The sequence below is a fragment of the Longimicrobium sp. genome, assembly GCF_048594345.1.
In the GTDB taxonomy this organism is placed as follows: Bacteria; Gemmatimonadota; Gemmatimonadetes; order Longimicrobiales; family Longimicrobiaceae; genus Longimicrobium.
On the sequence record NZ_JBMDXM010000245.1, the window covers coordinates 20,819 to 40,842 of the forward strand.

Here is a 20,024-nt window from a genome sequence, read left to right on the forward strand (position 1 = left end):
TGCGTGTCCGGAGCGGCAGCCGGGTGGTGCGGGCAGCGGAGGCCTTTGCCGGAACTCCCGCCGGCCCCTGCAGTACCACGCGCCCGAACGCGGTTCCCTCCCCTCCCTTTCATCTCTTCCGCCACATGCGCATACCCGTTTCCGCCACAGTCCTGCCCGTGCTGGCCGTCCTTGCCACGGCCTTTCCCGCCCGGGCCCAGACCCCCGCAGATCCCGCGAGTATTCCGGACGAAGAGTGGATCCCCGTGGGGCACCAGGGCGGCCCGACCTTCTCGGAGCGAACGGTGGCGGCCTCGCTGCACTGGAAGGGCCTGTCCAGGCAGCAGGGGCACCCGGTCACCTGGGTAGAGTGGCGGCTGCGCCAGCCCGCGACCGTGCCCGGCGACACCGCGCAGTACTCGGACCGCTTTGTCCGCCAGCGCTTTGACTGCGACGGCAGGCGCTGGCAATCGCTGGCCGTGCGGTACGAAGCCCGGCGCACCTCGGGGACCCGGCGGGTGGGCTCCACCGACGCGCAGGGGCCGTGGACCCCCGCCGACACCACGAACATGATACGGGAGATGTTCGACCTCGCGTGCCTTCCGCCGGACCCGGCCATGGGCATGGGCCTGCCGCCGCTGAACGCCCCGGAACGGTGGACGCGGGTGGACGGGACGGACGAGCGGCCGCAGGAGGTGGATACCGCCGGGCGCCAGCGCCACGGCGAGGTGACGCTGATGTGGTCGCGCACCCGGCAGCCGCCGCGCGCGTTCCAGCGCTTCGATGGAACCATGGGGCCTGATTACGACACGCACCACCGGCTCATGCGCGTGGACTGCGCGACCCGCCGCGTCCGGATCGTGCGCCAGGTGCTGGCCCACTCGGGCACCTTCGTCGACTCGCTCACCCGCCCCAATCCCTCGGGCATCGTGGCCGATTCCTCCGTCTACGGCTACGCCGAGGTCAACGCCGCGTGCGGCGGCGCGGCCGCAAACGCCGACGGGTGTAAAACGCACGGGCCGATGGAAAACGACGAGCCCGCCGGACCGTGCGTCGGGCGGGCTCTTCCGCTTTTGTCCACCGATGGGCCAGGACGGGCCGCGGCCGCCGGTATCTCTCGCCGGGCACGGTAGCGTGGCGAATTGCTGTGGCCGCGTCCTCCTCATCCAACTTCAAGGCCGTGGATGACGGCATTCGCCGAATGGAGCGTTATCGGCGGGTAACCTTCAGTGTAAACGGACCCTGGCCCTGCCACGACACGCTGGTGCGGAGCACGTAGGCGCCGTCCTCCGGCAGAGTTAGCGTGGCCACGGCGTCGCCGGCGAGTGCGGCCACATCGCCGTCCTGCGCCAGGGGGACGAACAGGCCGCCCGGCCGCATCCTGCCGATTTGCACGAAGAGATTCAGCGAGTCGGAGCTCGCCTCCACCGTCAGTTCCTCGCCCGCGCGGCCCCGGTACAGGTAGTCCTCGTAGAAAACGAGCTTGTGCCCCTTTGCGGTCTGGTCGGCTTCGCGCAGGGCGCCCTGCACCGGTTCACCCGCGCGAACCACCTGCAGGCCGGGGGGCTCCACCCATCCGATGTGACCGGCGGCCGGCTCCATGGAGAGCGTGTACGTTCCGTACGTGGGGGTCGATTCCTTCCAGGGCTCGCTCGGGGTGCGCGAGGGGAGGATGGTGATCCCGTGGTGCAACCCGCCCCCGCCCGGCTCCACCATCACCCGCAGCTCTTTCGGGGAGGGCCGGGATACCAGGCCCGTATCCACCGGCTCGAACCAGTCCCCGCCCCGATTGGCGCGCCACAGCAGGTTCGGCTCGAACTCGTCCGAGCGCAGCACGAGGACAACCGGCTCTCCGGGCTCGCCCAGGTAGCGGTACGTGTCGATCCAGCCGTAGCTCAGCGACCACGAGTCGGGACTGGCGAGTTCACCCTGCACCGTCTGGCCCATCCGGATGATCGGCTCCGTTCCGCGCACGCGGAACAGAGCCAGGTCGGGACGCACGGTCCGGCGTAGCCGTCCACCTCCCCCCTCGCGCGTTCCCGGCGACCGTCGCCGGACCCACATTTCGGAACCCGTACGCTTTACGTGCAGCGTTCCCTCCTCGCCGCAGGTGGAGGGATGCTCCCGGAACACGTACTCGCCGCCATACTGCCCCCGATATTGCAACCCGCCCGCACACGACGGCCATTTCTCGTACTGGTCCCTGAAGAGGAACGATCCCCTCCACAGTCCGTCCTCCTTCCACAGACCGATATTCGCCATCCATTCGACCCTGCCTTCCTCCCTGCCCTCCGAGGTGACGCCCCACCACGCCCCCGACAGGTCGCGCGCATGCAGCACCTGGTACCCGCCGTACGCCGCGCCCAGGAGCGCCACGAAGAAGATCCCGCCGAGGAGGAGCCGTTTGCGTGTCATCCATGTTCGAGGGGAAGAGGGTGGGATGCGGCTGCTGGCGAGGGATGGATCACGAGGATGCTCGATCCGTCCGGAGCGGGAACTCGCGATCTGTTCGGAAGAGGCCGGATGCCGGGGCTCGGGCGCCGCTGATCAACGAGACCGGGCAAGAGCCCCGAACGTGCCGCCGGCTGTACGCGACAAGGGCGGGCGAACGGGGCGCTGTTACCCCGGATGGATGCAGATTGGTTCCGCTAAAGAGAGAAGCCCGGTCCGGCTCGCACTCGCGCCGGAACCGGGCTTTCGCTCTTTCGAGCATCGGATCCACCCGTTCATGTCGGGGGGGGCTTCGGCCGCCTCTACTTCAGCCGGGCCAGCGCCTCGCGGATCAGCTCCGGCGCGGAAAGGCTTCCCTTCTCCTGGATGACGGCCCGAACCGCGCGGTCCGCGTCGCTCTGCGTCACGCCGAGGGCGGTGAGCGCGCGCAGGGCCTCCTCCGCCCCGGGCGCGCGCTGGCCCAGCGCGCCGGCGGCAAAGGCGATGTCGTCCAGCTTTCCCGTAAGCTCCAGCACCACCCGCTCCGCCGTCTTTTTGCCGACGCCGGACACCGCCGTGAGCGCCGCCACGTTGCGCTCGCGCACCGCCCGCACCACCGACTCCGCCGTCATCGACGACAGCATCGCCAGCGCCAGCCGCGGGCCCACGCCGTTGATGGTGAGCAGGCGGACGAACACCGTTTTCTCCGTGTCGTCCAGAAAGCCGAAGAGCATCTGCGCGTCTTCGCGGACGAGGTGGTAGATGCGGATGGTCACCTGCTCGCCCAGCCGAGGCAGCCGCTCGAACACGGTGGTGGGGATGGCGATCTCGTACGCCACGCCGCCGGAGGTAAACACCTCCACGCGCTCCAGGTCGCGGACCGTAAGCTCGCCGCGTATGCGTGAGATCAACGGCGTACTCCCGCGTTTTCGATCATCTGCCGCAGGTTGAAAGGGGGAGACTTGGCGGAGGGTCCAAACCCGCGAAAGCAGTGGGTGAGCGCCAGCGCCACCCCGTCCGCCGCGTCGTGCGGCTTCGGTACCTCGCGCAGCTTGAGCAGGCGCTGCACCATCAATCCAACCTGGTCCTTGGTGGCCCGCCCCGCGCCCACGACGGCGGACTTGACCTCCGCCGGCGGGTACTCGGCCACGTCCAGCCCGTTGAGCGCCGCCGCCAGCAGGATGGCGCCGCGCGCGTGGCCCAGCACGACCGACGTGCGGACGTTCTTGGCGTAGAACACGCCCTCCACCGACAGCACGGAGGGGTGCACGCGGCCGATCACCTCCACGATCCCCAGGTGGATGTCGCGCAGGCGTTCGGCCAGCGGGGCGCGGGCGTCGGTGCGGATGACGCCGCACTCCAGCAGCGACAGGGCGCCGTCCGCCGCGCGGCGACCGACGCCGTAGCCGGTGACCGCGGTGCCGGGGTCCACCCCCAGCACCACGCTCTCGGCAGGGCCGCCCGGCCCGCGCTCCGCCGCGGCGGGCGGGCCCGCGCCCCCGACCGGCAACCTCAGACCTCGGCCAGGCTGTCGGTGTCGACGTCGGCGTTGGTGTACACCTGCTGCACGTCGTCCAGCTCTTCCAGCAGCTCCAGCAGCTTGACCAGCTGGTCGGCGTCGGGGCCTTCCACGCGCACTTCGGTCTTGGGGATCATCGCCAGCTCGGCGTCTTCCCAGGTGATCCCCGCGGCGCGCAACGCGTCCTGTACGGCATGGAAGTCGGCCACCTCGGTGAGCACGGTAAACCCGTCCTCGCCGCTCTCCACGTCCAGCGCGCCGGCCTCCAGCGCCGCCTCCATCACCGTCTCCTCGTCGTGCCTGGCGGCGTCGATGGAGATCTGCCCGCGGCGGTCGAACATCCACGCCACCGAGCCGGTGGTGCCCAGGTTGCCGCCGTTGCGCGACAGCCAGCGGCGAATGTCGGCCACCGTGCGGTTTCCGTTGTCCGTCAGCGACTCGATCATGATCGCCACGCCGGCGGGCCCGTACGCCTCGTAGGTGATCTCCTCGTAGTTCACGCCCTCCAGCTCGCCCGTACCCTTTTTGATGGCGCGGTCGATGTTCTCGTTGGGCATGTTGACGGCCTTGGCGTTGTCGATCGCCAGGCGCAGGCGCGGGTTGCCGGCGGGGTCGCCGCCGCCTTCCTTGGCCGCCACCGTGATCTCACGGATCTTCTTGGTCCAGGTGGCGGCGCGGCGGTTGTCCGTCAGCGCCTTCTTGTGCTTGATCTGCTTCCACTTGCTATGCCCCGCCATCGGGCTTCCTCCGGATTGTGTGCCTGTTGGCCGCCTGAAAATCGCCATCGGGAATGCAGACCGGGAATATATCCTCCCGCGCACGTTGCTTCAACGCACCGGTTCATTCTCTCCCGCTGGCCATTGCCCGTCCCACGGCGGACGGCAACGGATCGCTCCCTTCCCGACCGCCACGTTGACGGCTTTTTCCCGGCGCTGGCGGGTTCTCTGGATGGATCTACATTCGCGGCATCTCCTTGCCCGGTGCACGCTAGCTCACCCGCCAGGCGAGCCATCCGGCTTGCGCTTCTTATATCATATGCTGTATAGTGAGGAGGGATGATTGACAAACGATACGTGTGAAATCCGCTTTCTCCCGGGTGCCGAAAAGGCTCTGCGCAAGATCCGCAAGTCAGATCCGGGTCGACTGCCGCTCATCGACGAGGTCCTGGAGGACGTGCTGGTCAACGGGTGGATCCTCTCCGTGCACAGCGCCACAATCAAGGTTCTCGACCAACAGCTGCAGATCGGGGAGATCCGTGATCTCGGCAGTGGAGGGTACCGGATGTTCTTCTTCTGGCACGACAGTAGTTCAGCACGCACGCTCTACATCACCGCCCTGGAGAAGAAGTCAAAGCTCGCGGGCAAGGCGCGCGTCAACGGCTTTATCGATGCAGCTGACGCCTTGCGCCGCCGCCACTTCGGAGACGTGGAAGAGAGGGACCAGTGAAGGCTGTGAAGAAGCTGCCCGGCATCGACGCGCGTGAGCTGTTCGCGACGCTGCGCCGCGAGTCCCCGGAAATCGCGCGCACTGAGGCAGCAATGGGCAGTCGGCTCGTCATTGCCCGGAACGTGATTCGCCTTCGTGTGCGCTCCGGGATCACGCAGACGGCGCTGGCGCAGCGAGTGGGGACGTCTCAGCCACGCATCGCACAGATCGAGTCCGCCCAGGCCAATGTGACCGTCGATACGCTCGACCGTGTAGCCGCCGCGTTCGGCGTGCAGACGGCAACACTGTTCGAACGGCCGCGCGGACTCGCCGACCTCCAGGAGTCTGCTGCGGAATAGCATCTCGGCGGAGGACGCGAAAATAACGACATAGGACGTGGATGAAGGCATCATCCACGTCCTATGTCGTTTTCCTGCTCCCCCCGCGAAACCCGCTACATCCGAATCCGCGGCATCGAGGAGTTATCCCGTCGTCTCCGTATAGTAGTCGTAGTAGTACGCGTACTTGCCGTAGCCGGAGATCTTCTGGTCCGGGTCGTTGAGCACGGCGCCGACGATCTGCGCGCCGACGGCGCGAAGCTGCTGCATGGCGTAGTGCGCGCTCTGGCGCTCCGTCTGGCCGGCGCGCACCACCACCAGCACCGCGTCGGCCTGTGCGCCCAGAATCTCGGCGTCGGCGGCGGCCAGCACGGGCGGCGTGTCGACCACCACCAGGTCGTACTCGGCGTTCAGCTCGCGCATCAGGCGGCCCATGGCGGCGCCCCCCAGCAGCTCCGACACGTGCGGCACCAGGCGGCCGGCGGCGATCAGGTGCAGGTTGGGCACGTTGGTGTCGCGCACCACGCTGGCCACCTGCGCCTCACCCTCCAGCAGCTCGCTCAGCCCCGGCGAGCGCGCCTGCGAGAACAGCCCGTGCAGCCGCGGCCGCCGCATGTCGCCGTCGATCAGCACCACGCGCAGCCCCTGCTGGGCAAAGGTGGTGGCCAGGTTGGCGCACACCGTCGTCTTTCCCTCCGACGCCGACGCGCTGGTCACCAGCAGCGTGCGCGGCGGCTGGCCGCCCTGCGAAAAGATGAGGTGCGTGCGCAGCTTGCGGTACGCCTGCGACCCCGCCGACTGCATCTCGCTCACCGTCACCAGCCCGCGCTCCTCCTCGGGCTGCTTTCCGGGAAGCAGCCGCCGCACGTCCAGGCGGCGCGACGCCTTGAGCGGCTCGCCCAGCCGCGGGATTACCGCGATCACCGGCACCTGCAGCATGCTCTCGGCGTCCTCGCGGCGCACGATGGCGGTGTTCAGCCGGTCCAGCACCAGCGCGCCGCCCCCGCCGATCATCAGCCCCACCAGCAGCGCAAAGAGCAGGCGGCGCTTGCGCCCCGTCCCCACCGGGCCGCCGGGGACCAGCGCCCAGTCCACGATCTCCACCTGCCCCGCCTCCACCGCCTCGTCAACGCGCGCTTCCTGCTGCTCGCGGCGCATGTCGTCCACCAGCCGCTGCAGCGTCTCTACCTCGCGCGACAGGCGCATCTCCTCGGCCTCGGCGTCGGGAAGCTGGCTGATGGAGGCGGCGTCGCTGGCCATCACCTGGTCCAGCACCCCGATCTGCGCGGAGAGCGCGGCGCTGCGGGCCCCCACCGCGCGCACCCGGCGGCCGCGGTTGGTGCTGATGAGCGAGTCCAGCTGCTGGACGTCGGGGTTGGTGGCGGCGCGCGACCAGCGGCCGGTGGTCAGCGAGTCGCGGGCCGTCTGGTACTTGATGAGCTCGTTGTACAGCGACAGGATGCCGCTGTTGCTGGCCACCTCGGGCGAGGCGGCCAGGGCGGCGATCTGCTCGCTCCCCTCGCGCCCCGGGTCCGTGGCCAGCACCTGCCCCATCTGGTCGTAGACGCTCTTTTCCGTCAGCAGCGCCTGACGCTGCAGGCGGAACTGCGTGAGCCCCTCTTCCGTGGTGCGAAAGCTTTCGCGCGGGCTGAACGAGCGCACGCCCTTGCGAAAGGCGCTCAGCTGGTGCTGGGCGATGAGGAGAAGCGAGTCGGTGCTGCGCAGCTGCTGCTCCACAAACATCCGCCGCCGCCGCGACTCCGTCTGGGCGGAGCGCATGGAGACCGTCTGGAACGCCGCCGCGGCCCCGTTGGCCACCCGCGCCGCCAGCTGCGGGTCACCCGCGGTGAACTGGATGTCGAGCACGTTGGTCATCTGGCGCTGGGCCGGGTTCATGGACCCGATCACCCACATCACCGCGCTCTGCTGGTCAATCACGTGCATCCGCGCCGACGGCACCGCTGGACGCCGCGCGAAGGTCAGCCGCGCCACCCCCAGGTCCAGCGGCTGGCCGTACGGCGCCTCGGCGCGCACCGGCCCCAGCCGCCCGCGCACCATCCCGGGCGCAAAGGTCAGCTGCAGCGTGTCGCCCGGCCGCGCCGCGGGGGAAACGCGGATGGAGTCCAGGTCCGCGTACGGAAATCCCGGCTCCGCCTGCAGCCGCAGCCCCAGCGAGTCCACCACCTGCTCCGCCACCCCCCGGCTGCGCAGCACCTGGACCTGCGACAGGATGGGGTCCGTGTACCACCCCGGAAGCTGGTCCGTCTGCCCCGTGCCGATCTCCCCCGCCAGCGCCTGCCGCGGGTTCACCAGCTGCACGGCGGCCGCGGCGGCGTAGCGCGGCGGCTCCTTGCTGATGCGGTACGCGGCGATCCCGGTGGACACCAGCACGGCGGCCAGCACCAGCCAGATGTGCCGCCGCAGCGCCGCAAGGTACTCGCGCATGGGGATTCCCTCGCCCGGCGCGGACGCGGGCGCGGGATCCGCCGCCTGCGCGCGCAGCAGCGGCATGGGCGGCGTGCGGGGGGCCGCCTCGGGGTGCGGCTGGCGGGGACGGGGAACGATCTCGGACAAGGGCACTGCGATGGAAGGAGGGGCGGGCGCGGGGGTCCGCGCCCGTCAATCGGGGTGGTTCGCCCGGTACCAGTCCACGGTCTGCCGCAGCCCGTCGCGCATTCCCACGCGGGCCCGGAAGCCGAAGAGCTCGCGGGCGCGGCGGGTGTCGAGCGAGCGGCGCGGCTGGCCGTCGGGCTGCGTGGGATCGAACGCCAGCCGTCCCTCGTACCCCACCAGCTGCGCGATGAGCCCCGCCAGTTCGGCGATGCGGATCTCGTTGCCGATCCCCACGTTGACGGGCTCGGCGCCGTCGTAGTGCTCGGCGGCCAGCAGCAGCGCGCGGGCGGCGTCGTCCACGTACAGAAACTCGCGCGACGCGTTCCCCGTCCCCCATACCGGCAGCTCGGCCAGGCCGTCGCGCCGCGCCTCGACCATGCGGCGGATCAGCGCGGGGATCACGTGGCTGGTGGCGGGATCAAAGTTGTCGCGCGGGCCGTACAGGTTGGTGGGCAGCAGGTAGATGCCGTTCATTCCGTACTGCTGCCGGTACGCCTGCAGCTGCACCAGCAGCGCCTTTTTGGCGACGCCGTACGGCGCGTTGGTTTCTTCCGGGTACCCGCTCCAGATCTCTTCTTCGCGAAAGGGGACGCGGGTGTACTTGGGATACGCGCACACGGTCCCCACCTGGACGAACTTCTCCACCCCGGCCGCGCGCGCTTCTTCAATCATCATCACGCCCATCATGGCGTTGGCGTAGAAGAAGCGGCCCGGGCTGGCGCGGTTGGCGCCAATGCCGCCCACCTCCGCCGCCAGGTGCATCACCATGTGCGGCCGCGACTGGGCGTACAGCCGCTCCACGTCCGCCTGCCGGGTAAGGTCGAAGTCGCGGCGCCGCGCCACGAACGGCTCGGCGCCCAGCCCGTGCAGGCGCTCCACCAGGTGCGAGCCCAGAAAGCCGCCGCCGCCGGTAACGAGCACGCGGCGGCCGGCCCAGAACTCGGGGCCGGGTTCGCGTTCGGAATGAGAGGGGGGACCGGATGCCTCGGGGCCGTCGCTCGGGGTCATCGGCTCGATGTTGGGGAAACGTCCAGGGACAAGGCTTCTTCGTAGACGGCCAGCGTCCGCGCCACCATCTGCTCCAGGCTGAACTCGCCGCGCACCCGCTCCCGCGCGGCGTGTCCGAATCGCGCGCGCAGCGCGTCGTCGTCCAGCAGGCGGTTGAGCGCGGCGGCCAAGGCACCGGCGTCGGCGGGGGGCACCGTGATGCCGGTTTCGCCGTCGCGGCTTACGAACGGAACGCCGCTGTCCAGCCGCGTGTTCACCACCGGCGTGCCGGCAGCCATGGCCTCCAGCTGCACCAGGCCAAACGCCTCGCTGCGCGCCACGGCGGGAAGCGCGAACACGTCCGCCGCGTGGTACCAGGGCGCCAGCGCCGGCACGGATCCCGGAAGATCGACGCGGTCCGCCACGCCCATCTGCGCCGCCAGCGCCCCAAGCTCCGCCCGCAGCGGACCGTCGCCCAGGATCACCAGCCGGGCGTCCACGTCCGCCATCGACCGCACAAGGTAGTCAAACCCCTTGTAATACACCAGTCTACCCGCACCTACGACCAGTCTAGGGCCATAGTTCGCGCGGATGCCCGCCACCTGCTCCGCGTCCGCCGTTTCGAACTCCGCCGCGCGAATGCCGAAGGGGACGATGCGCACGCGATCGGCGTGCTTCCGCAGCACGGGCGAGCTGGCCGCGTAGTCCGGCGACGAGGCGAGGATGGCGTGCGCGCCGCGCAGAAAGCGGTGCAGCACGGGCGAAAACGCGGCGCCCAGCACGCGCTGGCGGATGATGTCGCTGTGGTAGGTAACGACGAGCGGGCCGCGCCGGCCGCTGGCCAGGTACGAAAGGACGGCCGTGGGATTGGGATGATGGAAGTGCACCACGTCCGCGTTCGCCCGGCGGATGGCGCGCGCCATTCCGGGGTTGATGGACGCGGACGCGAACGACGCCAGCGTGCCGATGCGCGTCACCGGGATCCCGTCGACCGTCTCCCGAACCGTTTGCCGCCCGTCACTGGAGACCAGCACCTGCACGTCCACGTCCGCGCTCAGCTCGCGCGCCAGCGTTTCCAGGTGGCTTTCCATCCCCCCGTGGTGCGGCGGATAGAACTTCCCCACGTGCAGCACCCGCATCCGCCGGCTCATCGCCATCCCCAAAAAGATTGGGCCTCACGCAGAGTTACCAGAGTTAGCAGAGTAACTGAATCAGGCACTCTGCTAACTCTGGTAACTCTGCGTGAAACCATCTTTTGTCTTTTCACGCCGCCTCCAGCACGTCCGCGTAGATTTTCGCGATCGACCGCGCGTAGGAGGCCAGGGTAAAGCGCTCCGCCCGCCGCAGCGCCGCGGCGCGCGCCGCAGCCCGCGCTTCGGGGGATGCCAGGCGGTCGATGGCGTCGCCGATCGCCTCCGCCCAGCCGTCCGGATCGTCGCGGACCACGTACGCGACGGCATCCCCCGCCACCTCGCGAAAAACGGTGAGGTCGCTGGCGACGGCGGTGGCACCGCACGCCATGGCCTCCACCAGCGGCAGCCCGAAGCCTTCGCGCTCGGAGGGATAGACCACCAGCGCGGCGCGTCGGTAGATGGCCGCCAGCGTCCGCCGGTCTACGAACGGCAGCTGGACGATGCGGTCCAGGATCTCGTGCTGCTCCGCGATGCGCCGCTGCTCCGGCTCCAGCGCGCCACCCACGCGAATGAGGCGCGCGCCCGGCACCACCGGCGCCACCTCGGCGAACGCCTTGAGCAGCAGCGGGATGCGCTTGCGGGCGACCGTGCTGCCCACGTGCAGCAGATCGACGTGCCCCTGCGCCGGGCCCAGCAGCCGCGCCGCCTCCGCGTCCGCCGCGGCGTCGGGATGCGGCGAAAAGTCCGGGTGCGCGGGGAGCGGCACGGTGGCCACGCGGTCTGGCGGCAGCACGCCGAACGACAGCAGCTCCGCGTGCACGGCGTCGCTGTCGCACACCACGAACGCGGCGCGGCGCAGGCCGCGCAGAATCCGCCGCGTCATCGCGCGGAACCAGGCGGGGCGGGCGTCGCGGGCGGGGTCCAGGAGCGAGCGAAAGGCGTCCAGGTCGTGGCAGGTGACCACGGTGCGCGCCGCCGGGAGTGCGTGGACCAGGTGGGCGTAGCTGTGGTCGGCTACGTGGTACAGGTCCATGCCGCCCGCGTGGCGCCGCAGCCAGCGCGGATACGCCAGGTGCCGCGCCACCAGCCGGTCCGCGTTGCGCCCCGTGCGCCCGCGCACCACCCGCCCGAACGCGCGTGGCATCCGCGGCCGCAGCGCCGCGGGCTCGTAGCCGGGCGCGTGCTCGCGGAGCCCGGCAACCAGCAGCTCGGCCGCCAGGTCCATGCTGGGCCATCCCTCCTCCGCGTAGTCGCAGACCACGCCAACCGTCAGCGGGGGGAGCAGATGAACCATGCCTGGCTGTTGATGAGCCCGCCCAGCACGGGCACGGGCGAAAAGCGCGTCTCGCGGACGTGGAAATCCCGCTGCAGCCGGACCGCCAGCCTGCGCCAGTTGAAGCCCTTGTGCCCGTGGTAGCGGTTGGGCGCGCCGTCGGGAAAGCGCGTTTCGTAGACGGGGCGCTCGATCGCCGTTTCCGGCCCCGCGAACACCATCTTCGCCAGCTCGCCGGCGGTGTAGTGCTCGCGGTCCTGGTAGCCGCTCACGCCGCGCAGCCCCGCCAGCGCGCGCGCCGCCGCCTTGACCAGCAGCGCCGGCCCCGTCTCCACCGGCACGCTGACGATGACGACGCCGTCCGCCGCCACCAGCCGCCGCATCTGCCCGATCACCCGCTCCGCCGCGTCGGGAGTGCAGTGCTCCAGCACCTCCATGCACGTCACCACGCCGAACGACGCGTCCGGCAGCGCCGCGATTTCGTCCGTGTGGATAAACCGCAGCCCGTTCAGCGCCCCGAACCGCTCGCGCGCCCCCTCCACCAGCACCCCGTCGATCTCCGCGCCCGTGGAACGGGGGAAGATGTCGTGCACCAGCGCCAGGAAGGTGCCGTCGCCGCAGCCGTAGTCCAGCAGCGTGGCGCCCGCGTACGGCTGAACCACCCGCCGCGCCGTCGCGAAGCGCCGCCCGTGGCTCCACCCGATCAGCCCGCTGCCGAACAGCTGCTTCCGCGCATACTCGCCAGAGCGCAGGGGATCGGGATTCGTATCAGAAGTTAGAGGCACGCAGCCACTTTATTTGAATTAGAAGGACTGTACGAAGTCTCGGACAAGCTGTACATTCCAACAGGAATGACTGTACACGGCCACACAGGAGATGATGATGTCGAAGGTCGAGGACAAGATCGTCCGTAAGAACATGCGCCTTCGTCAGGGTTTGATTGATCGCGCAAGAAAGATTCTCGGAACGCAAAGCGAAACCGAAACCGTCGAACAGGCACTGGAACTCGTCATGTTCCGCAAGGAAGTCACGGACGGGATCCGCAAGATGGCCGGAACCCACAGCATGCGCGACATCTTTGCGGAAGAATGAGCAAGTACGTCCTAGATACGAATATCTTTATCAACGCCGACCGCGACTTACAATGGGCGGCTGAGCTGGAGCGCTTCTCCTCCGACTTTCTACCGCACATCCATCTGAGTGCTGTGGTGGCGCAGGAGATGTTGGCCGGCGCGATTAGCCCTGATCGCGAGAAGGCGATTCGCGTGAATTACATCGAGCCTTTCGAGCGTAAAGGCCGCCTTATCACCCCGACATACGGCGCTTGGAAACGGGCAGGCCAGATCATGGCAAGGCTCGTCAATCGCAAGCTGATGAGCCCCGGCGCGTTCGGCAGATCATTTGTGAATGACTGCCTGCTGGCCGCGTCCTGCCGAGAGCGTGGAGCCACGCTCATCACGCTCAACACGCGGGATTTCGAACTCATCAAAAAAGTAGAGCCAGTCACAGTCGTACCACCCTGGCCTAACTGACGGTTCGAGTTATCGAGTTTCCATCAGCAAATTGTCGAAGAAATCCAGGTGCTGGCGCGCGACGACGTCCAGCGCGAACTCGGCTTCGGCGCGGGCGCGGCCGCGGGAGGCGAGGTCGGCGCGGCGCTGGGGGGAGGCGAGCAGGGCGTCGATCTCGCGCGTCCAGGCGGCGACGTCGTTTTCGGGGATGACGAGGCCGGCGTCGCCGATGACGAACGGGATCTCGCCGCTGTCGCTGCCGGCGACGGGGACGCCGCACGCCATCGCCTCCGTCAGCATCCGCCCCAGCTGCTCGTGCCAGCGACGCGTGGTGCGGCTGGGGGCGCAGAGCAGATCCATCGCGTTCACAAAGTCCGGCACCGCGTCGTGCGCCACGCCCGTGACGATGCGCACGCGGTCGCCGTATCGCCCGGCCCAGGCGCGCACCTCCGCCTCCAGCGGCCCGCCGCCGACGAACAGGGCCCGCCACGGCTGCGCGCAGCCATCCAGCGCGGCCATCAGCGTCTCGATCCCTTTCTCCGGGACGAAGCGGCCCAGGTAGCCTACGACCGGCGCGGCGTCATCCATCCACCCCAGCGACGAACGGATGCGCGCACCGGCATCGCGATCCGGGCGGAAGAGCGTCGTATCCACCCCCGGCGCGATCACCCGGTGCGGGCGGCGGTCGTAGATGCCGCGGGCGCCCAACACCTCCGCGACCAGCCGGCCGAACGCGATCCAGCCATCCGCGCGCCGCATCGTGTAGCGCTCCATCCAGCTGAACGGCGGCGGATAGCGCTTCGGCAGGTTCTGAAAGGTGGCAAAGACGAGCTTGGCGCCGCGCGGCGTCCACGCGGCCACCTGCGCGCCGGACACGATGAACGGCTCCTCCCAGCAGTGCACCACGTCCCACTCCTGCCGCAGGAGATCGCGCAGCTCCGGGCCGTAGCGCATGGTGTGGATGCGGCCGGCGCCGTGGACGGACACCGGCACCACCCGCTCGCCCGCCTCCGGCTGCAGCGTGATCGGCCCCAGGTCGCCGGGAAAGGCGGCGGGCGCGGCGGCGGTCACCTCCCACTCCCCCGCCCCGGCCTGCGCCATCGCCCGCGCCAGGCGGCGGTTGGTGCCTACGACGTAGGAGTGGCCCAGCGTGAGCAGCCGGCGCGGACGGCTCACGCGCCGCCTTCCGGGCCGCGGTATGGCGGCGACTCCTTGAGCGCCATCCAGGTGCGCAGCGTGGACCAGCGCACCGCCCGCCGCTCCGCCCGCACCCGCGGCGCCGCCTGCGCCACCGCGCGGACAATGCGGCCAAAGCCGCCGGGGTCTTCGCCGCCCCAGTGACGGCGCATGGGAAAGTAGCGCAGCAGCCGCGGCACCAGCATCCCCAGCGCCACCGGCAGCGGCTCGTTCAGCAGCCCGGAAAGCGCGTCGTTGCGTACGGTAAGGTGCAGAAAGCGCCTGGGGTCGCGCCCGGAGGGGTCCGCCAGGTGCGCGACGGCGGCGTGGGGAAGGTAGACCACGCGGTAGCCGGCATCCAGCAGCCGCAGCGTAAGCTCCCGCTCCTCGCCCAGGATCTGCAGGATCTCGCGGTACCCGCCCGCCGCCCGCAGCGCGTCCGCGCGGACCAGGTGCGCAAAGCCGATGAAGGTGCGCACCAGCGCCGGCTCCGTGGCCGCGGACGGCTGCGCGCCGGCGGGATACAGCGCGCCGGCCTCGTCCGCCTGCGCGAACGCCACCGCGGCTACGGAGGGATCCGCCCGCAGCACCGCCAGCGCGTCGTGCACGGCGCTGCCGGGGAGGAGCGCGGCATCGTCGTCCATGTAGAGGATGAACGGCGTCGCCGCCTCGCGCGCGATGCGGTTGCGCCCGGTGGTGGGCCCGATCGGCGCCTCGTTGCGCAGCACCGTCACGGGCAGGTCGTCCCCCAGTTCCGCGCGGACGGCGGGCTCCACGGGCACGGCGGAGGCGTCGTCGGCCACGAACACGCGCTCGATCAGCCCCTCCGCGTGCCGCAGCGACCGCAGGCAGCGCAGCAGCGACGACTGCCGATCGCGCGTGCAGATGCCGACGGTGATCGGGCGCGCGGGGCCGGGCCTTGGGGGCTGGGTCAACGCAGGGGACACGGGGAGAAAAGGCGCGGCGGATACGTCGGCCGATGCGTGCGGAACGATAGAGCCCGCGCACCAGATGGCGCAACCGCGCCCGAAATGTCATAACCGGCGGGGCGCGGGCGTTCACATCCGGCGGAACATGTGCCCTGTATTCACGTAAACAGGTGCAGAGCCCTCGCGCCTGCGTCCTTCCTCCCCTCGATCCTCCCCGGTACGTCATGAATGTGAGATCATCCACCCTGCTCCTGCTCACCGCGCTGCTGTCACTGTCCGCGTGTGATGGCGGGGGTGGTGGGGGCGGCGGCGGAACCGGCACCGAAGACGGCGGCGAGTACCGCGCCGTGCTGCAATCGCCCAACGGCGCCGAGGGCGCGGCCGCCATCGAACTCACCGGCCCGGGGATCCTGTCCGTCACCGGCTCCAGCGGCCGGCTGTTCACGGTGGCCGCGGCCGGCACCCGGCGCGTGGTGGTGGTGAACCAGCCGGCCGCGCAGGTCACGTTTCAGGTGACGATGGAGGCGGGCCAGGGGCCGCCGGCCGCGCGGGTGGTGGAGGTGGTGGACGGCAACGACCTGCCGCGGGCATCGCTCGCCGGCTACAGCGTCACCTTCAGCCGCTGAGGGAGGGGACGATGACGACGCGAAAGACGGCCCTTCTGGCGGCCCTGGGGACGATGGCCGTGCTGGGCGGATGGCGACCGGCGGCGGCGCAGGACATCGAGGCGCAGGCACACGCCCGCGGCATCACGCTTCCCCGCGCTTACTACGAGCGCGTGGCGCGCGACCCGGACTTCTTCGAGCTGCGGCACGGGTGGCGCAACCGTGCCCCCGCCGGGCGCGCCAGCACGCCGGGCGGGATCAGCGCGGCCGTGCTCCCGGGGCAGGGCAACCTGCGGATGGTGGTGGTGATGACGCTGTTCTCGGGATCGCCCCAGCCGCCGTTCAGCACCGAGACCACCCACCAGCAGCTCTTTGGGCAGAACCCGCTGGGCAACCTGACGGACTTTTACCGCGAGATCAGCGGCGCCCGCGTCACCATCACCGGCAACGTGCTTTCCTGGACGCGCACCGGGGTGACGCTGTCCGAGGCCGTGGGAACGTCCATGGGACTGGGCGAAGAGGCCAAGATCGGGGAGTACATGGTCAGCGCGCTGGAGCGCGTGGACGGCAACGTGAACTTTGGCCAGTTCGACAACGACGGCCCCGACGGCGTGCCCAACAGCGGCGACGACGACGGCTACGTGGACGTGGCCGTCTTTCAGTACACGGAGGTGGCGGCCTCGTGCGGGGGACCGGGCCCGTGGCCGCACCGCTCCACCGTGGCCGGGTGGACGGGACAGCCGTACAGCAGCGACGACCGGCGCCCCAACGGGCAGCCGGTGATGGTGAACGACTACATCATGCAGAGCGTGGTGGACTGCGACGGCGAGCCGCAGACCATCAGCACCATCGCGCACGAGACGGGGCACGCGTTCGGCCTTCCCGACTTCTACGACCCCACGGCGGGCATTCTGCCCTCGCAGCGCCGCTGGGTGCTGGGGTGCTGGACGCTGATGGCGGCGGGATCGTGGGGGTGCGGCGACGGCGCCAGCATGGGCAAGGTGCAAAAGCCCTCGCACATGGGCGCGTACGAAAAGGGCCAGCTGGGGTGGATCGACGAGGTGGAGGCCAGCACGGTAGTCGGCGGCACGTATACGCTGCCGCCGGTGCAGGTTTCGGGAAAGTCGCTGCGCATTCCCCTGCGCGGCACCACCGAGTACCTGCTGCTGGAGTACCGCCCCAACACCGGCTACGACAGCGGCCTTCCCGCGGGCGGGGTGCTGATGTACCACGTGGACACTTCGCTGCCCATGCGCCCGTGCGCCACCTGTGCGCGCAAGTATCGCGTGGGGCTGGTAGAAGCGGACGGCAACGGCACGCTGGTGAAGATGGCGACGGAGGGCGGCAACCGCGGCGAGGCCGGCGACGTGTTCACCGGCACGCGCGTGCTGACGGACGCCACCACGCCGTCGCTGCGGCTTACCTCGGGGGCCGCGTCCAACCTGGTGCTCACCATCACGGTCCAGGACGGACAGGCGCGGGTGCAGGTGGCGCGCCGCCTGGAGCTTACCCTGACCCAGGTGATGGGCCCCTACATGGGCGGCGCGGCGCTCTCCGCCGAAGAGCAGGCGTCGGTTGACGCCGTCGGCAACGCCAACGGGCGCTTCGACCTGGGCGACGTACGCGCCTTCCTTCGCACCGCGCCCGCCGGGGAGTAGGCGTCCAAAAACACCCGTTCGTTCGATACTGCGTCTCCCCTGTCCGCCCCGCCCGGTGTGTCACAACCGGCGGGGCGTACTCGTCATCCTCCCGCGGAACCTGCGCGCGGCATCCCGAAGCGGTGCAGCGCCCTCCCGCCCGCGTCCTACTTCCCTCACCCCTCCCCGGTACTCCATGAACCTCGGATCATCTACCCTGCTCCTGCTCACCGCGCTGCTGTCGCTTTCCGCGTGCGACAGGGGCGGAGGTGGCGGCGGCGGAACCGGCACCGAAGACGGCGGCGAGTACCGCGCCGTGCTGCAGTCGCCCAACGGCGCCGAGGGCGCGGCCGCCATCGAGCTCACCGGGCCGGGGATCCTGTCCGTCAGCGGCCCCGGCGGCGGCATCTTCACCGTGGCCGCGGGCACCACCCGCCGCGTGGTGGTGGTGAACGAACCGGCGGCGCAGGTCGCCTTCCGGGTGACCATGGAGGAAGGCCAGGGACCGCCGACGGCGCGGGTGGTGGAGGTGGTGGACGGCAGCGACCAGCCGCGGGCGTCGCTCGCCGGCTACAGCGTCACCTTCAGCCGCTGAGGGATGATGGCGATGCGAAAGACGGCCCTTCTCGCGGCCCTGGGCACGATGGCGGTGCTGGGCGAACCGCGCGCCGCGGCGGCGCAGGACATCGAGGCGCTGGCCCGGGCCCGCGGCATCACCCTTCCCTCCGCGTACTACGAGCGCGTGGCGCGGGACCCTGACTTCTTCGAACTCCGTGGCGGGTGGCGCAACCGGCCCGCCGCGTCGCTCGCCGGCGCGGAGGGCGTGATTGCCGCGTCCTACCTTCCCAGGTATGGCAACCTGCGTATGGCGGTGGTGATGACGCTGTTCGCGGGCTCGGCCCCACCGCCGTTCAGCACCGAGATCACCCATCAGCAGCTCTTTGGACAGAACCCGCTGGGCAGCCTGACGGACTTTTACCGAGAGATCAGCGGCGGCCGCGTCACCCTCACCGGCACCGTGCTCCCCTGGACGCGCACCGGCGTAACCCTGGCCGAAGCCGCGGGCGCGTCCATCGGACTGGGTGAGGACGCGAAGATCGGGGAGTACGTCATGAGCGCGCTGCAGGGCGTGGACGCCAACGTGAACTTTGGCCAGTTCGACAACGACGGCCCCGACGGCGTGCCCAACAGCGCCGACGACGACGGCTACGTGGACGTGACCGTGTTCCAGTACTCGGAGGTCGCGGGCTCGTGCGGCGGGCCGGGGCCCTGGCCGCACCGCGGCTCGGTCACCGGGTGGACGGGACAGCCGTACACCTCGGACGACCGGCGCCCCAACGGCGAGCCCGTACGGGTGGACGAGTACATCATGCAGAGCGCGGTGGACTGCGACGGCGGACCGCAGCCCATCAGCATCATCGCGCACGAGACGGGGCACGCGTTCGGCCTTCCCGACTTCTATGACGCCAGCGCCGGCATTCTGCCCGCCGACCGCCGCTGGGTCCTGGGGTGCTGGACGCTGATGGCGGCGGGCTCGTGGGGGTGCGGCGACGGCGCGGCCATCACCAAGGTGGAGCGGCCGCCGCACATGGGCGCGTACGAGAAGGGCCAGCTGGGGTGGATAGACGAGCATGAAGCGCGGGTCGATGGGAGCGCGCGGTACACGCTGCCGCCGGTGCAGACCTCAGGGCAGTCGCTGCGTATCCCCCTCCCGGGCGGTGCCGAGTACCTGCTGCTGGAGTACCGCCCCAACACCGGCTTCGACGGCGGGCTGCCCGTGGGCGGAGTGCTGATGTACCACGTGGACATCTCGCTGCCCGTCCGTCCGTGCGCCACCTGCCCCAAGCGGTACCGCGTGCGGCTGGTGGAGGCGGACGGCGACGGCGCGCTGATCAGGCAGGCCCGGGAGGGCGGAAACCGGGGCGAGCCGGGTGACGTGTTCACCGGCACGCGCGTGCTGACGGACGAGTCGACTCCGTCGCTGCGGCTGAACTCGGGGGCGGCGTCCAACCTGGTGCTCACCATCACCGTCGAGGCCGGACAGGCACAGGTGCAGGTGGTGCGCCGTCCGCAGCTCACCTTCAACCAGGTGATGAGCCCCTACCTGGGCGGCGTGGCGCTCTCCGCCAACGAGCAGGCGGCGGTGGACGCGCTGGGCAACGCCAACGGGCGCTTCGACCTGGGCGACGTGCGCGCCTTCCTCCGCACCTCCCCCGCGGCGGAGTAGCCGAAGGTCCGGCGAAGAAACGAGTTTCATGCGGAGACTCGGAGGGGCGCGGAGGGAGTTTACTCCGCGCGCTGCCGTGTCCGGGGAGCGGCGCGCTCCTGAGAGTGTGTTTAAGAATCTGATCTTCAGACAACGCAATATTTTGATTTCCTGAGGGAGCGCGCCTCCTCAACTTGAATCCACTCAACCGCTTACGCGCGACCGAAGGATCTCGTCTCGGCGATCGCGAGGCTGGCTCGGCG

General features: G+C 70.1%; 20 protein-coding genes. 9 read left to right on the forward strand and 11 right to left on the reverse strand.

What is annotated here, in order from left to right; all coding sequences use genetic code 11:
- The first annotated feature begins 125 nt into the window (after positions 1 to 125).
- Positions 126 to 1,112, forward strand: a complete 987-nt coding sequence (locus ACOJUJ_RS25735; protein WP_420129792.1) for a surface-adhesin E family protein — start codon at positions 126 to 128, stop codon at positions 1,110 to 1,112.
- Between the two features lie 76 nt (positions 1,113 to 1,188).
- Here the strand turns inward: ACOJUJ_RS25735 and ACOJUJ_RS25740 are convergent, their stop codons facing one another.
- The 4 genes from ACOJUJ_RS25740 to ACOJUJ_RS25755 form a co-directional block, all read right to left on the reverse strand.
- A complete protein-coding gene (locus ACOJUJ_RS25740) occupies positions 1,189 to 2,394 on the reverse strand; it encodes a hypothetical protein (RefSeq protein ID WP_420129793.1) in 1,206 nt (401 codons plus the stop codon).
- A 338-nt stretch (positions 2,395 to 2,732) separates the two neighbouring features.
- Positions 2,733 to 3,320 carry a Holliday junction branch migration protein RuvA gene (gene ruvA, locus ACOJUJ_RS25745; RefSeq protein ID WP_420129794.1) on the reverse strand — a complete coding sequence of 196 codons (588 nt, stop codon included), beginning with the start codon at positions 3,318 to 3,320 and terminating at the stop codon, positions 2,733 to 2,735.
- Positions 3,317 to 3,919 (reverse strand): crossover junction endodeoxyribonuclease RuvC, encoded by a 603-nt coding sequence (gene ruvC, locus ACOJUJ_RS25750; RefSeq protein WP_420129795.1) that lies wholly within the window; start codon positions 3,917 to 3,919, stop codon positions 3,317 to 3,319. Before ruvC ends, ruvA begins: the two co-directional genes overlap by 4 nt.
- 2 nt (positions 3,920 to 3,921) lie before the next feature.
- Positions 3,922 to 4,665 (reverse strand): YebC/PmpR family DNA-binding transcriptional regulator, encoded by a 744-nt coding sequence (locus ACOJUJ_RS25755; protein WP_420129796.1) that lies wholly within the window; start codon positions 4,663 to 4,665, stop codon positions 3,922 to 3,924.
- Positions 4,666 to 4,987: 322 nt separating this feature from the next.
- Between ACOJUJ_RS25755 and ACOJUJ_RS25760 the strand changes: the two genes are divergently transcribed.
- Both ACOJUJ_RS25760 and ACOJUJ_RS25765 read left to right on the forward strand, forming a co-directional pair.
- On the forward strand, positions 4,988 to 5,374 hold the full coding sequence (locus tag ACOJUJ_RS25760) for a hypothetical protein (RefSeq protein ID WP_420129797.1): 387 nt from the start codon (positions 4,988 to 4,990) through the stop codon (positions 5,372 to 5,374).
- Positions 5,371 to 5,712, forward strand: coding sequence for a helix-turn-helix domain-containing protein (locus ACOJUJ_RS25765; RefSeq protein WP_420129798.1), 342 nt, complete (start codon positions 5,371 to 5,373; stop codon positions 5,710 to 5,712). Before ACOJUJ_RS25760 ends, ACOJUJ_RS25765 begins: the two co-directional genes overlap by 4 nt.
- 123 nt (positions 5,713 to 5,835) lie before the next feature.
- On the opposite strand, the gene ACOJUJ_RS25770 is transcribed toward ACOJUJ_RS25765, so the two are convergent.
- The 5 genes from ACOJUJ_RS25770 to ACOJUJ_RS25790 all read right to left on the reverse strand — a co-directional run bounded on the left by ACOJUJ_RS25770 (position 5,836) and on the right by ACOJUJ_RS25790 (position 12,482).
- A complete protein-coding gene (locus tag ACOJUJ_RS25770; protein WP_420129799.1) occupies positions 5,836 to 8,265 on the reverse strand; it encodes a polysaccharide biosynthesis tyrosine autokinase in 2,430 nt (809 codons plus the stop codon).
- A 45-nt stretch (positions 8,266 to 8,310) separates the two neighbouring features.
- Positions 8,311 to 9,312, reverse strand: a complete 1,002-nt coding sequence (locus tag ACOJUJ_RS25775) for a GDP-L-fucose synthase family protein (protein ID WP_420129800.1) — start codon at positions 9,310 to 9,312, stop codon at positions 8,311 to 8,313.
- The gene (locus ACOJUJ_RS25780; RefSeq protein ID WP_420129801.1) at positions 9,309 to 10,442 is read right to left on the reverse strand and encodes a glycosyltransferase; all 1,134 of its coding nucleotides are present in this window, start codon (positions 10,440 to 10,442) and stop codon (positions 9,309 to 9,311) included. Before ACOJUJ_RS25780 ends, ACOJUJ_RS25775 begins: the two co-directional genes overlap by 4 nt.
- Before the next feature lie 112 nt (positions 10,443 to 10,554).
- Entirely contained in the window at positions 10,555 to 11,718 is a 1,164-nt protein-coding gene (locus ACOJUJ_RS25785; protein ID WP_420129802.1) for a glycosyltransferase family 4 protein, read from the reverse strand.
- Positions 11,694 to 12,482 carry a class I SAM-dependent methyltransferase gene (locus ACOJUJ_RS25790; RefSeq protein ID WP_420129803.1) on the reverse strand — a complete coding sequence of 263 codons (789 nt, stop codon included), beginning with the start codon at positions 12,480 to 12,482 and terminating at the stop codon, positions 11,694 to 11,696. The genes ACOJUJ_RS25785 and ACOJUJ_RS25790 overlap by 25 nt, the downstream gene beginning before the upstream one ends.
- Before the next feature lie 97 nt (positions 12,483 to 12,579).
- On the opposite strand from ACOJUJ_RS25790, the gene ACOJUJ_RS25795 reads away from it, so the two are divergent.
- Positions 12,580 to 12,789, forward strand: coding sequence for a hypothetical protein (locus ACOJUJ_RS25795; protein WP_420129804.1), 210 nt, complete (start codon positions 12,580 to 12,582; stop codon positions 12,787 to 12,789).
- The gene (locus ACOJUJ_RS25800; protein ID WP_420129805.1) at positions 12,786 to 13,229 is read left to right on the forward strand and encodes a type II toxin-antitoxin system VapC family toxin; all 444 of its coding nucleotides are present in this window, start codon (positions 12,786 to 12,788) and stop codon (positions 13,227 to 13,229) included. The genes ACOJUJ_RS25795 and ACOJUJ_RS25800 overlap by 4 nt, the downstream gene beginning before the upstream one ends.
- 9 nt (positions 13,230 to 13,238) lie before the next feature.
- Here the strand turns inward: ACOJUJ_RS25800 and ACOJUJ_RS25805 are convergent, their stop codons facing one another.
- Together ACOJUJ_RS25805 and ACOJUJ_RS25810 are read right to left on the reverse strand one after the other, a co-directional pair.
- A complete protein-coding gene (locus tag ACOJUJ_RS25805) occupies positions 13,239 to 14,384 on the reverse strand; it encodes a glycosyltransferase family 4 protein (protein WP_420129806.1) in 1,146 nt (381 codons plus the stop codon).
- The gene (locus ACOJUJ_RS25810) at positions 14,381 to 15,319 is read right to left on the reverse strand and encodes a glycosyltransferase family 2 protein (protein WP_420129807.1); all 939 of its coding nucleotides are present in this window, start codon (positions 15,317 to 15,319) and stop codon (positions 14,381 to 14,383) included. The genes ACOJUJ_RS25805 and ACOJUJ_RS25810 overlap by 4 nt, the downstream gene beginning before the upstream one ends.
- 218 nt (positions 15,320 to 15,537) lie before the next feature.
- Between ACOJUJ_RS25810 and ACOJUJ_RS25815 the strand changes: the two genes are divergently transcribed.
- The 4 genes from ACOJUJ_RS25815 to ACOJUJ_RS25830 all read left to right on the forward strand — a co-directional run bounded on the left by ACOJUJ_RS25815 (position 15,538) and on the right by ACOJUJ_RS25830 (position 19,782).
- On the forward strand, positions 15,538 to 15,939 hold the full coding sequence (locus ACOJUJ_RS25815; protein WP_420129808.1) for a hypothetical protein: 402 nt from the start codon (positions 15,538 to 15,540) through the stop codon (positions 15,937 to 15,939).
- An 11-nt stretch (positions 15,940 to 15,950) separates the two neighbouring features.
- The gene (locus ACOJUJ_RS25820) at positions 15,951 to 17,576 is read left to right on the forward strand and encodes a M6 family metalloprotease domain-containing protein (RefSeq protein WP_420129809.1); all 1,626 of its coding nucleotides are present in this window, start codon (positions 15,951 to 15,953) and stop codon (positions 17,574 to 17,576) included.
- A gap of 175 nt (positions 17,577 to 17,751) precedes the next feature.
- The gene (locus tag ACOJUJ_RS25825; RefSeq protein WP_420129810.1) at positions 17,752 to 18,150 is read left to right on the forward strand and encodes a hypothetical protein; all 399 of its coding nucleotides are present in this window, start codon (positions 17,752 to 17,754) and stop codon (positions 18,148 to 18,150) included.
- Between the two features lie 12 nt (positions 18,151 to 18,162).
- Positions 18,163 to 19,782 carry a M6 family metalloprotease domain-containing protein gene (locus ACOJUJ_RS25830; RefSeq protein ID WP_420129811.1) on the forward strand — a complete coding sequence of 540 codons (1,620 nt, stop codon included), beginning with the start codon at positions 18,163 to 18,165 and terminating at the stop codon, positions 19,780 to 19,782.
- Positions 19,783 to 20,024: the final 242 nt, after the last annotated feature.